Annotated in this window: 9 protein-coding genes; 1 reads left to right on the plus strand and 8 read right to left on the minus strand. The window is 38.8% G+C overall.

Annotated features, from left to right (window positions below; translation table 11 throughout):
* The first annotated feature begins 139 nt into the window (after window positions 1-139).
* Entirely contained in the window at window positions 140-1,381 is a 1,242-nt protein-coding gene (locus tag A9970_RS08360) for a YaiO family outer membrane beta-barrel protein (RefSeq protein WP_182981954.1), read from the plus strand.
* Here the strand turns inward: A9970_RS08360 and A9970_RS08365 are convergent.
* The 8 genes from A9970_RS08365 to A9970_RS08400 form a co-directional block, all read right to left on the minus strand.
* On the minus strand, window positions 1,378-4,800 hold the full coding sequence (locus A9970_RS08365) for a sulfatase-like hydrolase/transferase (RefSeq protein WP_182981955.1): 3,423 nt from the start codon (window positions 4,798-4,800) through the stop codon (window positions 1,378-1,380). The genes A9970_RS08360 and A9970_RS08365 overlap by 4 nt on opposite strands.
* Window positions 4,794-5,861, minus strand: a complete 1,068-nt coding sequence (locus tag A9970_RS08370; RefSeq protein ID WP_182981956.1) for a hypothetical protein — start codon at window positions 5,859-5,861, stop codon at window positions 4,794-4,796. Before A9970_RS08370 ends, A9970_RS08365 begins: the two co-directional genes overlap by 7 nt.
* Before the next feature lie 4 nt (window positions 5,862-5,865).
* Complete coding sequence (locus A9970_RS08375; RefSeq protein ID WP_120332802.1) at window positions 5,866-6,222, minus strand: response regulator transcription factor; 357 nt, start codon at window positions 6,220-6,222, stop codon at window positions 5,866-5,868.
* 4 nt (window positions 6,223-6,226) lie between these two features.
* A complete protein-coding gene (locus A9970_RS08380) occupies window positions 6,227-10,147 on the minus strand; it encodes a response regulator (protein ID WP_182981957.1) in 3,921 nt (1,306 codons plus the stop codon).
* A gap of 321 nt (window positions 10,148-10,468) precedes the next feature.
* Window positions 10,469-11,623 carry a TIGR03364 family FAD-dependent oxidoreductase gene (locus A9970_RS08385; protein ID WP_182981958.1) on the minus strand — a complete coding sequence of 385 codons (1,155 nt, stop codon included), beginning with the start codon at window positions 11,621-11,623 and terminating at the stop codon, window positions 10,469-10,471.
* Between the two features lie 32 nt (window positions 11,624-11,655).
* Window positions 11,656-12,996, minus strand: a complete 1,341-nt coding sequence (locus A9970_RS08390; protein WP_182981959.1) for a DUF5690 family protein — start codon at window positions 12,994-12,996, stop codon at window positions 11,656-11,658.
* Window positions 12,997-13,180: 184 nt separating this feature from the next.
* Window positions 13,181-13,759 (minus strand): helix-turn-helix domain-containing protein, encoded by a 579-nt coding sequence (locus tag A9970_RS08395; protein ID WP_075994857.1) that lies wholly within the window; start codon window positions 13,757-13,759, stop codon window positions 13,181-13,183.
* Window positions 13,760-13,923: 164 nt separating this feature from the next.
* Window positions 13,924-14,748 (minus strand): glycoside hydrolase family 16 protein, encoded by an 825-nt coding sequence (locus tag A9970_RS08400; RefSeq protein WP_182981960.1) that lies wholly within the window; start codon window positions 14,746-14,748, stop codon window positions 13,924-13,926.
* Window positions 14,749-14,840 lie beyond the last annotated feature (92 nt).

A 14,840-nucleotide genomic window follows, 5' to 3' on the forward strand; every position in this document is an offset into this window, starting at 1 on the left:
TTCGGAAGACGTTCCACAAAATGAGATGGAACGCTTTAAAAGAGCTCAAAAATTTATTCTAAAACAACTAGCGACAAACAAAATTTCCTAATTTTAGTTTATATATTAGCAAGCTTAAATGTCAAATTTACGATCTAGAATGAAAAAAGTAATTTATCCATTACTCTCCCTCTCTTTATTACCCTTATTTTCTATCGCGCAAGAGACGAAACTCACTGCTGATGATCTCTTTGTAAAAGCGCGAAAGGTAGCTTTTGATTCAAAAGATTATCCGCAAGCCATTCAATTATCTAAACAGGCCCTACTTCAAGCACCGGATTACACGGATATTAGCATTTTTCTCGGACGTCTTTATACCTGGTCGGATAAAATTGATTCGGCAAGAACCATCTTTACAGAACTGGATAAAAAGAATACAAGTGATGAAGATTTCTTTTTAGCCTACGCCTCATTGGAATATTGGAATGATCAGACTGACAAAGCTATTGCAATTACAGACAAAGGGCTTAGCATACATCCGCAGTCTCAGGATCTACTGCTGTTAAAAGGTAAAATAAGTTATGGCAATGATCATTATGAGGTTGCCGAAAAGGCAATTAATAGTTTATTGGCAATTAATCCAAAAAATACAGAGGCCAGAGCACTGGCAAAAAACATTGAAGAATACACAGCAAAAAATGCGATCGGCCTGACGTACAATTTCGTCTATTTTGACAAACAGTTTGATCATAATTGGCACATTGTTGGATTAAGTTATAAACGGGCAACACCAATAGGATCAGTTATTTTCAGAACTAACTATGCGAATAAATTTGCAGAAAATGGCGTCCAATTTGAGATGGAGGCTTACCCACGGATTTCAAAGATATTTTACCTATATGTCGGTGCTGGATATTCCAATAATGTGGGAATTTTTGCGAAATATAGAACTGGTGTGTCTCTCTACGCCAATCTTCCGAACAGCTTTGAGGGGGAAATCGGATATCGTCAGCTTTATTTTAGTGACAACATCTGGATGTACACGGCTTCAGTCGGAAAATATTACCAAAACTTTTGGTTCAATCTGAGAACTTACCTTACACCGGGCGAAAAGAATATTTCCCAATCCTATACCGGAACAGTCCGCTATTATACAAAAGGAGCAAATGATTACTTCGGATTTAGTGCCGGAACGGGTCTGAGCCCCGAGGAAAATCGAAATAATCTATTGGACAACGCTTCCTATAAATTAAAGACATTCAAAGTAGGTGCCGAGTATAATTTCTCCGTTAAGCAAAGTAACCTATTTTCAATTTCGGGCACCTATTATAACCAAGAATTCAGGCCAAAAGAGCGAGGGAATCAATTGGACATCATCCTTGGTTATATTCGAAAATTCTAGTTCTTCTTTGTTCGATTAAAGTAATTTGTATAAACACTATCCGGAAGAAGTCGCTTTTGCGTATAAAAAAGTTTGTTCTTGCGCTTAAATAATTCAAAGCGCTTGGACAATTCTTCTTTCGCATTATCCGCGGCGGCATCTTCATTGAGCACACCATCCAGTTTATACAGTTGTCCATCGGAAAGATGGTAACTGCCTTTCACAAAATCAATCAATTGATTTTTACTCTGCATCATGGCTATACCATCTCCCTGTGCCGAAGCACCCTTATCGAGTCCCTCACCGATCCATGTAACTTGGGCAGGAGTTTTAAGCCCAAAATTCTCACGATAGTAGGCCAATATAGAAGGCGCGACATCAAAATGGCTAACAAAATTATGAAAAGTCTTTGGCCCTTTTAAAAGTGGCGAATAAATCAACAGTGGAACATGATAACGATCGATTTTGCTTTGCAATGGTATCTCAGGCATCGCGTGATCTCCAGTTATGACAAAAATAGTATTTGCAAAATCTGGTCTCTTTTTATATTCTTTAAAGAACTGCTCCATCGCATCATCCAAATTCAGTACCGAAACAAGTTGGGTACGGTTTTCCAAAGCCCACTTTTTTTGTTCCGGTGTAAGGTCCAATGTTGCTATACGTTGATCAAACAATTGCTCATAATGAGCCGCATTATTGATCAAAAACGGATTATGGGTTGATAGCGTTAAAAGCACATGGAAATAAGGGTGTTCCTGTACTTTCTGCACTTCAAGAAGTTTGCTAAAGACAGCTTGATCTTCATATCCCCAGCTCTCCCCACCCTTTTCGGGCAATTTTTTATAAGGAGGTCCGAATGCCGCTTGGTCCATAAGCATATCTATTTTATTATAATCCATGAACTTTTTCATGAAATCAAAATTAGAATGACCACCATAGAAAAATCCAGTATTGAATCCATTACTCTTCAGAATATTAAATAGATTGAAGTTATCTGGCAGGGTGTCTTGTTCCAGGAATCCATGTGTAGCAAAAGGCAACGAACCTGTTATGGTCGGTAAAACGGAAAATGTCCGACCCGAGGAACTCATATTATTATCCCAATACAAAGACTGCTGCTTCAATGTACCTATAAAAGGTGTAAAATTGCCAATATAGCCATTTTCAGCACTATAGGCATGGCCTAAACCCTCGATAACAAGAATGACCAAATTGGGTACTTTCGCTGTTTTTTGCATGTATGTCCCCAGGAAATCTTTCGTATCCTCTTTTTTCAAAAAAGGAAATTTAGTATCCAACACTTTTGCATCATCATCGTCTTTATTGAACATAGCGAACATCCCCGGGTGATCATCCACGTAATTGGATAAATTAGAATCAAAAAAATAACGCCATTTACTCCGGCTTGCATTGGCTACGAATTCATCTTTTTCAGCGCTACCCCTAAAAAACGAAGCCGAGGAGATGAAAAACGATATGATCCCCAAAGATAACAGTGCAATACTAGCATAGGGCTTTTTGAATGTCTGTTTATTGGCAATCCAAAGGGGAACCCAAGAAATTACGATCAATAATAAAAGTAAAGCAATATTGGTAAAACTCAACATACCGCTAGCCTCCAAAATTTGCTTCATCTCTTCCGAACTATAATAGAACATATCAGCTCCAAGCAAATTTCTGGATTCGCCAAAATACAGAAACAAGATGAATTGCATAACGACAATAAACGAGAACGATATGACCATAAGAAGTCTCGCCCAAAAACTGCTTATGAACTGAAGCAATAAATAGCCGATTCCCAAACAGGCCAAGGCTTGAAAGATGAACAGGATGTTATCCAAAAACAGGTACTTCCCGGCATGTGACTCCGAAAGCTGAACAAATCGACGACCGTACCACCACCATTCTACACCAACGGACAACATATACAAGGCAAAGACGACCAACATAACAGGTCCTAAGCTCTGTAACGACAGATTTAATCGCTGACCGAGGTATTTCCAAACCGACTCATTCGCATCTTTTTGTTGAAAGCCTTGTCGTGTCATTTCTCCCCAGCCATGCTGCTTCCGAAAGTAATCAACAACCCCCTGTACCCCGGCTTTAACAACAATTGGGTGAAAGTATAAAGGTTCTAGTATCGCCGTAGTTATTAGGGTGGAAAGATCTCGTTTCTTAGAATAAACCTGATGACTAACAAGATCAACCAAGATTGCATAGATCGAATACAAAATTCCGGAAGCAATAACCAATGCAAATAGCGCAAAGAAGAATGGCCAGTTGATGATTCCCAGAATAAAAAAGATTATAAAAACAATATAGCCTGTAAATTCGACAATGGGCCCCAGGAATTCGAAGAAAAACCAATAAGGCATACTGACCATACCAAAACGGCCATATTTCGGATTGAACATGAGTTTCCGATGTTTCCATAAGGTCTCCATCGTGCCCCGCATCCAACGATTACGCTGTTTACGTAATACTTCTTTTGACTCGGGTACTTCGGTCCAGCACAATGGATCAGGAATGTTGACCACCTCGTAGGCTTGCTTTTGCTCCTCCATATAACGGCGCATACGAACAACAAGCTCCATATCTTCTCCTACCGTATTTCGGTCATACCCCCCACAAGCCAATACGATCTCCCGGTCAAAAGCGCCAAATGCCCCGGAAATAAGAATTAAACCCGAAGCCCTTGACCAAGCCATTCGACCTAAAATAAAAGCACGGATGTACTCTAAAGCCTGCGTACGCCCCAACCATGATTTTGGAAGATTAACGTCCACGACAGAACCATTCACGACATTACAGTTATTGGCCAAACGTATAACTCCGCCGCAGGCTATAACGCGTTTGTCGGTCTGCTCCAAAAATGGCTTTGCTAATTTTAGAATAGCATCCTGTTCCAAAATACAGTCTACATCAATACAGACGATATAATCTCCAGAAGAAATATTAACGCCGACGTTGAGCGCATCAGCCTTACCGCCATTTTCCTTGTCAACAACAATCAGCTTCTTAAATGCTGGATTTTTGCTCTTATAGATTCCCCTTATATCCTTAGTCTCAATATTTCCCTGAACAAAAAAAGACGTTGGTTCAAGTTCATAAGAGGCGATCAATTTCAAAATTGAGTCGTCTTTACTACCATCATTGACGATGATAATTTCCAGATTATGATAATATAGCGACAATAAAGAACGTACATTTTCAACGATGGTCATCCCCTCGTTGTAGGCTGGAGCAATGAGACTGAATGTAGGCGCGTTGGGGTTGGTAGCAATAATACTATAATCCGTAAACGTATTATTGTGTTTGTAACGAAACACCGCTCCATAAGCGTATAGCCCTATCCAAGTATAGATAATAAATACCGCTGCCGAATAAAGCAAAAATAACCAAACTATAATTTCGTATACGATATGGGAAAACTCTAACATTTTTTCTCTTGCAATGCGTGTTTAATAATTTGTGTAAGTTCGTCGTATGTATCTTCACGTTGTGAAATTTCGCGCAGATATAGCTCTTCTCCCAGCACAACGAGTACTTCTGCGGCAGAAATTTTAATTGACACTTGACTATGATTCCAAAGTTGATCCTTCAGAAAATGCTCACTTTCTCTACTTTTGGCAATTTTCATAGCTTTAAGGATTTCAATCTGAACTTCGATTGGTTGCAGATCAAAATTTTGTATAAATTGCTGAATTGTCCCACTGTTCTCAATGGCCTGCAATGTTCGTATGGCTTGTATACGAACTTTCGTAGATGGATGATCCAATAGGTTAAAAACTTCCGTATAAAAAGTCATCAATCTAAATTTTCGGATCAAGCGCAACGTAAATATGACAACAGAATCATTTGAACTCTTAAGCCAGGTATCAACGTGTAACTCCGAAAGCTCGGGTATTTCATGGATGGAAAACAATAAACGTAATTGTTGCCAGTCTGATAAGGGACGATCAAAATGATCCAAAAAACCAAGCCCCTCATACCCTTTAAAAGTTACGATTGCATATTGAGCTTCTTGATATACCGCAGTGCGGGAATCATTAAGCTTGGCTGTTATCTCAGGGATTGCTGGTTCGACATTCATCGCAGCAAGCTCTTGAACCCCACCGGCAACCAAATAAGCTTTTCTATGCCGAAGCTTTCGCCAAGCTTCATCCTCCAATTTAAAATCATGAAACAACCTATTGATCGATTGTTTAGCTCCACCAGAAAATTTTCTATCAGAGTCAACTAATACATCTAAAAAAAGAGCTCGAAAAGACGGTTCTTTCAAGTATGTCGCAAACTCCAGATCTCGATCGCCATTCTCATCGCCACCAACAATAGTTTCCATAATCTTGTACTCGATGATCTGTCTCCAGGATTGCCTATTATGAAGGATTCTATAGCTATAAAAGCTGTATCCCAGTACCGTGATAATCAACAATAGTACTAAAATCAATACGATAACAATCGCCAGAATAAGCTCATGTAGCTCGATATGGTGATGCATAATTTTATTTATTTATTAGGCGTTTTATCCTAAGAATCAGTTCATTTGGACTAAATGGCTTAACCATAAAATCCGATGCACCTAAATCAAATGCATCGACCACGACCTCCTCTTGGCCCATACTTGATAATACAATAACTGGGATCTTCTTTCCAATACTTTTTATTGCCGAAAGAATTTCAATACCAGAAGCAAAGGGCATCATAATATCCGTTACAACTAAATCCAAATCCAGCTCATTAATTTTCTCGATGGCTTCACGGCCATTTCTGGTCAGCACCACTTCGTGTCCTTCTTTTACTAATTTGTGTTCAACAGTACGCAGTATCAATTCGTCATCTTCCGCTATTAAAATCAACATATCATTATTTATTTAAGATTTTTGTAATTAATTCCAGTCCTATATCCATTTCTTGTTCGATTGCTACAAAAGCGATCGCAAGGTCAGTTTCAATCGTTGGGCTGGTCTCCAAGTCTTTAGTCATTTGGGCCAACCTGATAAGTCCAGCAGTCGATGAAGTTCCCCGCAACTTATGAAGGAGTTCTTTGATGCGTACAATATCGTTTGTATCAATTGCCTCCTTTAACTGCTTTCTAGACCCCGTTATTTCCCGGACGACCAAATCCAGAAAAAAGGTTAAAAATGCGGGATCATCACCGGCTTGTTCTTCCAGGCGCTGCATATCCAAATGCTCATCCAAATCCTCCAGATCCGAAGCTTCTGCAGCACTAGGTTTTACCGATAACATCGCTTTTTCCAGGGCCTTGAATAAATCCTGTTGTCGAATAGGTTTAGCTAGAAAATCTGACATCCCCGCTTCGAGACAGCGTTCCTTTTCGCCTGAAATATTACCGGCAGTAACACCGATAATAGGTGTTTCAGCATAAGCTGCCATTTGCCGGATCTGTTTGGTTGCTTCAATCCCATCGACCTCGGGCATCTGAACATCCATCAAAATAAAATCAAATTGTTTTTCTTTGCAAGCATGAATGGCTTGTGCTCCGTCAGAAACTTCAGTTAAGAGCGCTCCTGGCATTATGCTTGCCATCATTCGTAAATTAAGTGCCATGTTAACGGCATTGTCGTCTGCCAAGAGCACTTGAACGTCCTGACCGTACAAATCCGATGATAACGATAAGTTTGCATTCGCCTTTAATTGCACTGCATCTTCCCTATTTTGTTGTATCGCCCTTCTTAAAGTCGAATACAGTTCCTCAGATTTAATCGGCTTAAGTAGACAGAATGACCGCTCCTCTTGTCTAAATGCTGAAATCACCTCATGCTCTTCTGATGAAGTGTGCAACACGATCAAAGGGATACCTTCTTCCTGTTTTCTAAAGAGTTCTTTGATTTTTTCTATCGTTTCGAGGCCCGATAAGATCGGCATATGATAGTCCATTAAAATAACATCGAATCGTTCCCCTTTCATCAGTAACTGTAAGGCTTCCATGCCGTTTTCTGCGAGGACAGATTCGACGTTTTTATAGGCCAACATATGTTGCAGGATAATCCGGTTATTCGCGTTGTCATCGACAACAAGGACACGATTTAAAGGCAAAGCTGTATCTTCATCCTCCATTTCTTCACATCGGACCTCGATATCAAAATAGAACGTCGATCCGACACCCAATTCGCTTGTCAGATTCAATTTACTTCCCATGTATTTCAAGAGGTTGTTGGAGATTGTCAAACCGAGTCCCGTGCCGCCGTATCGTTTACTTACAGAGCTATCTTCTTGCGTAAAAGCATCAAAGATGCGTTGTTGTTTCTCGGGTGGAATTCCTATACCGGTATCTCTGACCTCAAAGCGTAATGTTAATTTATTCTCATCATTGCGAAGTTTACAGATCTTAAATTCGATTTCGCCTTTTTCCGTAAACTTAACTGCGTTACCTAATAAATTCACCAACACTTGCTTAATACGTGCCTCGTCAATCCAAACAAAAGCCGGCAGTCCCTGCTCAATATTCAAAAGCAGTTCGACTTCTTTTCGTTGTGCTTGATAGAGAACAACATTAATAACCTGATTGGCTACATCATAAACGTTATACTTATCGACAAATAATTCGAGTTTACCCGATTCTATTTTTGAAAAGTCTAAAATGTCATTAATAATATTGAGTAAGCTATTTCCCGATTCATTGATATAGCCGAGGTATTGTAGCTGTGTATCATTTAATGGTGTTTTTAACAACAAATCGGAGAATCCGATCACACCATTTAAGGGAGTTCGAATTTCATGACTCATATTGGCGAGGAATTCGGACTTTGCTTTACTCGCCAGATCGGCCAGTTCCTTCGCTAACTTTAATTCATCATTTATTTTTACCGATTCCGTGGTATTTTGTGTAAAAATAATGATCCCACCTATACTTCCATCAGCAAGATGCCAAGGTCTTACTTCCCAATTGAAATGTTGCGCTTCGGCAAGTCCACCAGCCTGTATGACCTCATCCGTATTCTTATAAGGTATTCCCTCCAGCGCATCAAGGTAGATTTTTTTTCTATTTTCTGGGATATTTGGAAACAGTTTGAAAAAGTTACTATTTGGCGGCAAACTTACCCCTTCGTGAAAATCTTCCAACCATTGATTACTGACTGAAATATAGTTAAAGTCTCGGTCAAACATAGCAACCGAAGCAGGAACATAATCCACAAACGCACGTAACATAGATTCTTTGCGTTCCAGTTCCAAGAAGAGCGATTTACTTTGATCGATATCCTGAATAATTCCAAAAACGCGCTTACACACATCGTTTTCAAATTCGGGAATACCTTTTACCCGTACCCAAATTGATTCTCCATCTTGCTTTAATAGACGCAATTCGGTATCGTAAGGTGTTCTTGATGTAATGGCGTCTTCGAAAACCCTACGCAAAACAACCTGACTTTCCGGCTCATAAAATCCGATTGCATGTTCAAAATCAGGTGTAAAATCGGGAGCCACACCATGAATTAGCTTAGTGGAGTCGGACCAATAAACCTTGTTTTCAACTAAATTGACCTCCCATCCGCCAACCTGAGCGACAGCATTGGTCTGCTCCAGGATTTGTTTGGTATGCAAAAGATCATTTTCAAGCCGCAATCGATCCGTCATATTCAAGGCCGTACTGACAACATAAGACCGTCCATTTTCATCCGTTTCCAACATATTGTGGTATAGCCAAGAAATGTCTTCACCATCTTTTGTTTGGAGAACCATCATTCCGGAATCCTCTTTATTGCTGGCAATACGTTTGAGATATTCTTCAACCAGACCGACATGATGAGACGGAACCAATTTCTTGAGGTTAAGTCCTTTTACCTCTTCTTTGGCATACCGCAATATCTCTCTTCCTTTTTCATTGACAGATAGAATATTACCATCCAAATCATGCATGCTCATGAGGCCGATCGCATTTTCAAAAAAGCTACGAAATCTACGTTCGGAATTCTCCAACTTGAGTTTTTCTTCGCGCTCTTTTGTTACGTTTCTGCCAAAGGCCAGGATATCATGATTTATCGGATCATATTTGAAATGCCATTCAATTTCGACAACTTGGCCATTTTCTATTTTAGTCCTACTCGTAGATTGAATTCCGTACTTTGTTTCCTCAACTCGACCCAAGTCCGATACTAACTCCCTTTCAGTGTCTCCCAATAATGTAAAAATAGATTTGCCTAAACTATTCGATCTGGACAATCCCAAGACTTTACTAAATGCGGGGTTAATTTCTTTTACCTTGCGCGCCTCATCCAACACGCAAATAATATTGTTTGTCAAGTGAAAAATTTCGGAGAAATAACCTGCCTGTACTTTTCGTTTTTTTCCCAATAATATTTTGGTCACTGCCTTGCCAAGCTCTTCCAACGAGTCTTTTTGTTTATCCGAAAGCTTTTTCGGATGGAAATCAATCACACAGATTGTTCCAAGAGCATCGCCATCATCATCCAAAAGAGGAACTCCGGCATAAAAACGGATATTTCCTTCGCGAATCAATGGATTGGAAGAGGAACGTGGATCTTCAAAAGTATCCTCTATAACGAGGACCTCTTTACTCATTATGGTGTATTGACAGACTGTGTTCTTCCTTTCAACAGTATCTAATTCCATACCCACACAACTCTGAATGCGTTGCGTTTCTTGCTCCATCATTGCAATTAAGGAAGCAGGACAGTCGGTAATCAAACAGGCCGCTTGCGCAAAAACGTCTAATTCAGGGTCTTTCCCGAGTCCCATTAACTCATAGGACTTTAATTTTTCTATCCTTCTTAACTCATTTTCAGGAAAAACATTATTTGCCATTCACTTCTAATATTTAGATCTGGTTTATTGTGACCGTGAAGTTAATAAAAACATTGTTTACCCCCTAAACAATAAGGAAATATTGGTCAGATAATGTTTTATAAAGAACAAACAACAGCTAAATTAGTTGATGAAATAAAAAGATTTACCATACGTCTTCTTCATAATTTAGTTATTTACTAATTGAATTTTATAAAGCTTGACCTTATTAAGAAAGACAAACTGTACGTTTAGGAAGTCTGTACAAACTGATCAAAAAAATAGCTTAAAAAAGAAAGAGCCCCGCTAGATGTGATAGCGGGGCTCTTCAATATGTTTAAATTAAAAAAGTTTTTCAATACTCTGTTCGGCATAGCCAGCACTTGCTGTCATTCCCTTCCCTCCAATGCCGGTTCTAACATGTATTCTTGGGCTAACGTCGATTTCAAGAATATGATCTTTGTGTTGCGAATAATAACATGCCCAAGAAGATGAAATCCAGGTACGCTCCATTGGCATGATACGGTTGGCTTCTGCAATCATCAATTCATTGATATAGGAATTTACTGAGAAGCCCAGTTCATCCAATCTGTTTCCCGCTGCATATTCATGCGAATCACCGATAATAATGCTACCATCCGTGGCCTGTTTAAATAGGATATGAATTCCATAATTGCGTAGCTCCTGATAGTAATCAGGCATTGGAATTGTCTGAAACGATGGACAATATTCTTCAAAACTCTCGTATCGACGAATGGTCAACCCAGTTAAGATATTCCCAGGAAGATGAATATGAGCCAAAGGCTTTGTACGCATCATTTGCAGCTTGCTAATTTCAAGCCCGCTATTATCAAACAAGGAACGATATAAAATTTTAAACTCGTATCCATTGCAGATAAGCAATTTCTTCCCTTCAAAGTTTTCTAGCGTACTGCTCGTGACAACAACAGCATCATTTTTATCCTCGCAGGCCACAATTGTCGTATCGTATTTCAACGTATAGTCCACAAACTTATTTTGCATATAAATATGCAGCTGTCTAATCATTGACTCGGGTTCTACACTGAGTTCCTGCGGAAAAAAGATAGCCTCTTTAACATAATCAGCATTCATTACGGGATATTTCAATAAAACCTGTTCCTTTGACCAAAGTTCATGATCATATCCTTTTCCCTGATAGTGCTTAGATAACTCGTGAAGCACCTGAACTTCATCACTATCCGAAGCAATATAGATGCTGCCGTTATTTCTAACGGATATATCCATCTCTTTCTGAATAGACTGATATATTTCAAGTCCTCGCACACCATAATCAAACCATTCGCCTGCCATCCCCGATGGCACTACTTGTCCGAAATTACGAACAGTAGATCCCACGGGGAAATTATCTTTTTCGAGTTGGAGCACGCGTAATCCCATTTGTAACGCATGATAGGCATGAAAGGTCCCTAAAATACCACCCCCAACAATAATTAAATCATATGTATTTGTTTTCATCTTTATAAATAGAATATCATAAAAAAGTATAGTTAACTAATTTGCACTTCTCCTTTTGTGGTATGCCAAGGGGCCAACAACTCATCATCACTTCCTTTCATCTGTTCTTTTTTTCGAATAAAATAGAGTAGAGAGAAGATACCCAAAATAGCTCCGATAATAGAGGCTAAAAAGACCAATTGAATAAAGTAATTTCCCCAAGTAACAGAATTTGGCATAAATTCTTTGTTTACCAATATCAGAAAACTACCCAAATAACCGATTGAGTCAGCCATATACATAACAAAACCAATATTACTTTTCATACGATATGTTGCGATCATTCGCTCAAAAAATATGGCATTGTAAGGAATGTATGCCATATACAAGCCCAAACCGACCAGCAACATCCAACTTAAACCGTCAATCCATTGTTTCGTAAACAAATAGGTAGAAATACCTGCAGTCAGAAAACCTATAATGATCATATAGTGGATCAACTTGAATGCTTTAAGATTATTTTTAACCATGATTAGACAACTTACCAGCAGCAGTACAATCAAGGAGATAGTCCCATCAACTTTTGCAAAAATGCCTGCCCCTTTCACATGTAACATTTGCCAGATTTCAACCTCAAAATTATCGCGTACATCACGTAAAATAGTAAGCATGGTGTAAACGATAATAGTCAAAACGATACCCGGCATAAAGGTTTTAAAAAAGTGTTTTCGCATTTTACTATCCATCGCAATGCGCTCCGTCCGTAGCTTCTTATCCTCTTCTGTTGGCCCTGGAGCATTTTCCAATATCCATACACACAAAACAAAGGGCAGAAAAAACAGTAAACCCGTCAAAAATGGCATCCAAAATTCGTTAACATGAAAAGAAGACATCAACCACCACCCAATCGTTTTTATCAGTCCTGAAGCGAAAATCAGGCTCACAGACATCACTGCCCCCATAATCTCTGTAAACCGCCTTCCTTCTAAATAGCTAAATACCAACCCCCAAACCATTCCCAATGGAAAACCATTGATAAAAAGAAAGACAACATTCCAAGGTCTCGGACAAACTGCAAATGCCAAAAGCCCTATCCATGAAATACAAATCAAACCGATTAAATACCGCCCTCTATTACGTTGTTTACTTTCAGAGATAAATTTAATGCCATAAAACTTGGACAACAAATACCCCAGCATTTGAATGACCACCATACAGACTTTATAATCGACACCAAAAATAGTATCATTTGCAAAAGCAGATGCCGTAAATGACTTTCTAAATGAATACATACTCGTGTAACATAAAAATGCTGTAACAGCCAGAACAATAGCCACAGATTTCTCATCCAGTCTATTTATGCGTCTTTTTATTCGTTGGTTTAACTCCATCATTTAAACTTGTTAACAGACCTCATTGTCCGCAATCAAAAGTAAATTTTGGAAATTAACACAAGACTAAACTTTTGTTAAGTATTTATAAACAAATATAAGCATCCCTTTGCGATACGAAAAGTATAAAATGAAAAAAGCATCATTGAATGATTCAATGATGCTCTGACAGTTAACATGTTATCCTCTATTTCTTATTTTCAAAAAAGTATACAATTAGCATGACGGCCTTTTCACTTCCAACATTACGCGGTGTATGTGACAATCGACCATTAAAAAAGATCGAATCGCCCTCTTCTAAGCTAATTTTTTGATCATTGAAGATGTACTCAACCTGTCCGCTAATGATATATTTATATTCATAAGCTTCGGTCTCAACCATTGGTCGCTGTGCATCTGGAAGCAATTCCAAAAGAACAATATCCATTGTCGAACTATCCATCGCAGATGTAAAAATCCTTTTATAATGGAAACCTATCGCCGACTCTTTTTCAAACGGACTATAAGTATCTTTTTTCCGAACGACCACGGGGCCTGAATCCAATTCAGAATTAAAATCTTTAAAAAACTCATTAAGATCAATATTCAGTGCATTGATGATATTAATCAATACCAGTAAGGAGGGTATTGTTCTGTTATTTTCAATCTGCGAAATAAGTCCCTTGCTTACCCCAGCTCTATCAGCAACTTCCTGTATGGTAATTCCTTTTTCTTTTCGAATTTCCTTAATCTTATTGCTAATCTTGAATATCGTATTATCTTCCATAATTTGGCCAAAAGTAAACATTTTTCCTATGTCGTGTATATTAAGTTTTTATCACCTAATCATAGGTCACCTCTAAAATTAGGATATTTCACTGTTATCAGAAAACTGCGGTTCAATAGTCGGCGATCTTTTTCATCTTTTATCCTTCTGAGACTTGTTGAACACTATTGGTAAACTTTAACCCAGTCAACACGCATCTCAACAGGTAGCTGGTCTTGATTAACCTCCCCTACCCAACTTCCGCCCAACTGTTGGTCAATCAATAGATAAAAGGGTTGATCATAAGGCCACTGAGCGGGGTCTACTCCATTAACTCTTGGATAAGTAAAGGTATCAACTCCATTCACCTGAAATACAATACGATCGGGATACCAGCTTATCCCATACATATTATACTCTTCTGATTTGATCGAAGCGGTACCAAAATGTTTGGGATTCTCCTTTTGCCCCAGATCTAAGGTATAGTATGAATGCGTTGTCTGGTAAATGATATTATCAAAATTAAGATGTTCCATAATATCAATTTCACCATTTCTCGGATACTTTCCATACTTGTCCAACTCTGCCAACATCCACATGGCGGGCCATGCCCCTTTTGCACTTCCAAGTTTAGCTCGGATTTCTATACGTCCGTACTGAAAAGCAAACTTTCTCTTACTCCATATCCCACCTGTCAAAAATGGTCTTGAATCTCTATTTTTGTCTGTATTTTTAATTCCTTTAAGAATCAACTCTCCATTTTCCCATCCAAAACAGGCGTCATCTGTACTCATGTGTCGATTCCAGTCGGCTCCGCCTGCTGGAATCCGGGACCATTTACTACTGTCTAGCTTAGGGGAATTAAAGTGCTCTTCCCATACCAGCTTCCATTCCTTAACCTCGCGATCTTTCTTTTGCACATATACATAGGGATGATCTTTGGGACTATAATGAACACTACATGCAGAAAACAACAGATAAAAAAAACTTAGGCCTAGGACTCTTTTCATGATTAAAATTAGTGGTTTGCTCAGAAAAATGATTTAGGCCTAAATGTATATATAATTTACCATTCCTGACAGATTCCCGAACAATTAAGAGG

Origin of the sequence: Sphingobacterium sp. UME9 (assembly GCF_014170215.1) — a bacterium.
Taxonomy (GTDB): domain Bacteria; phylum Bacteroidota; class Bacteroidia; order Sphingobacteriales; family Sphingobacteriaceae; genus Sphingobacterium; species Sphingobacterium paramultivorum.

Bases quoted from the DNA above. Each gene is read 5' to 3' on its own strand.
- A9970_RS08390 (WP_182981959.1), bottom strand. From the start codon at position 12,996: ATGATGGAGTTAAACCAACGAATAAAAAGACGCATAAATAGACTGGAT.
- A9970_RS08370 (WP_182981956.1), bottom strand. From the start codon at position 5,861: ATGCATCACCATATCGAGCTACATGAGCTTATTCTGGCGATTGTTATC.
- A9970_RS08360 (WP_182981954.1), top strand. From the start codon at position 140: ATGAAAAAAGTAATTTATCCATTACTCTCCCTCTCTTTATTACCCTTA.
- A9970_RS08365 (WP_182981955.1), bottom strand. From the start codon at position 4,800: ATGTTAGAGTTTTCCCATATCGTATACGAAATTATAGTTTGGTTATTT.
- A9970_RS08385 (WP_182981958.1), bottom strand. From the start codon at position 11,623: ATGAAAACAAATACATATGATTTAATTATTGTTGGGGGTGGTATTTTA.
- A9970_RS08380 (WP_182981957.1), bottom strand. From the start codon at position 10,147: ATGGCAAATAATGTTTTTCCTGAAAATGAGTTAAGAAGGATAGAAAAA.
- A9970_RS08375 (WP_120332802.1), bottom strand. From the start codon at position 6,222: ATGTTGATTTTAATAGCGGAAGATGACGAATTGATACTGCGTACTGTT.
- A9970_RS08400 (WP_182981960.1), bottom strand. From the start codon at position 14,748: ATGAAAAGAGTCCTAGGCCTAAGTTTTTTTTATCTGTTGTTTTCTGCA.
- A9970_RS08395 (WP_075994857.1), bottom strand. From the start codon at position 13,759: ATGGAAGATAATACGATATTCAAGATTAGCAATAAGATTAAGGAAATT.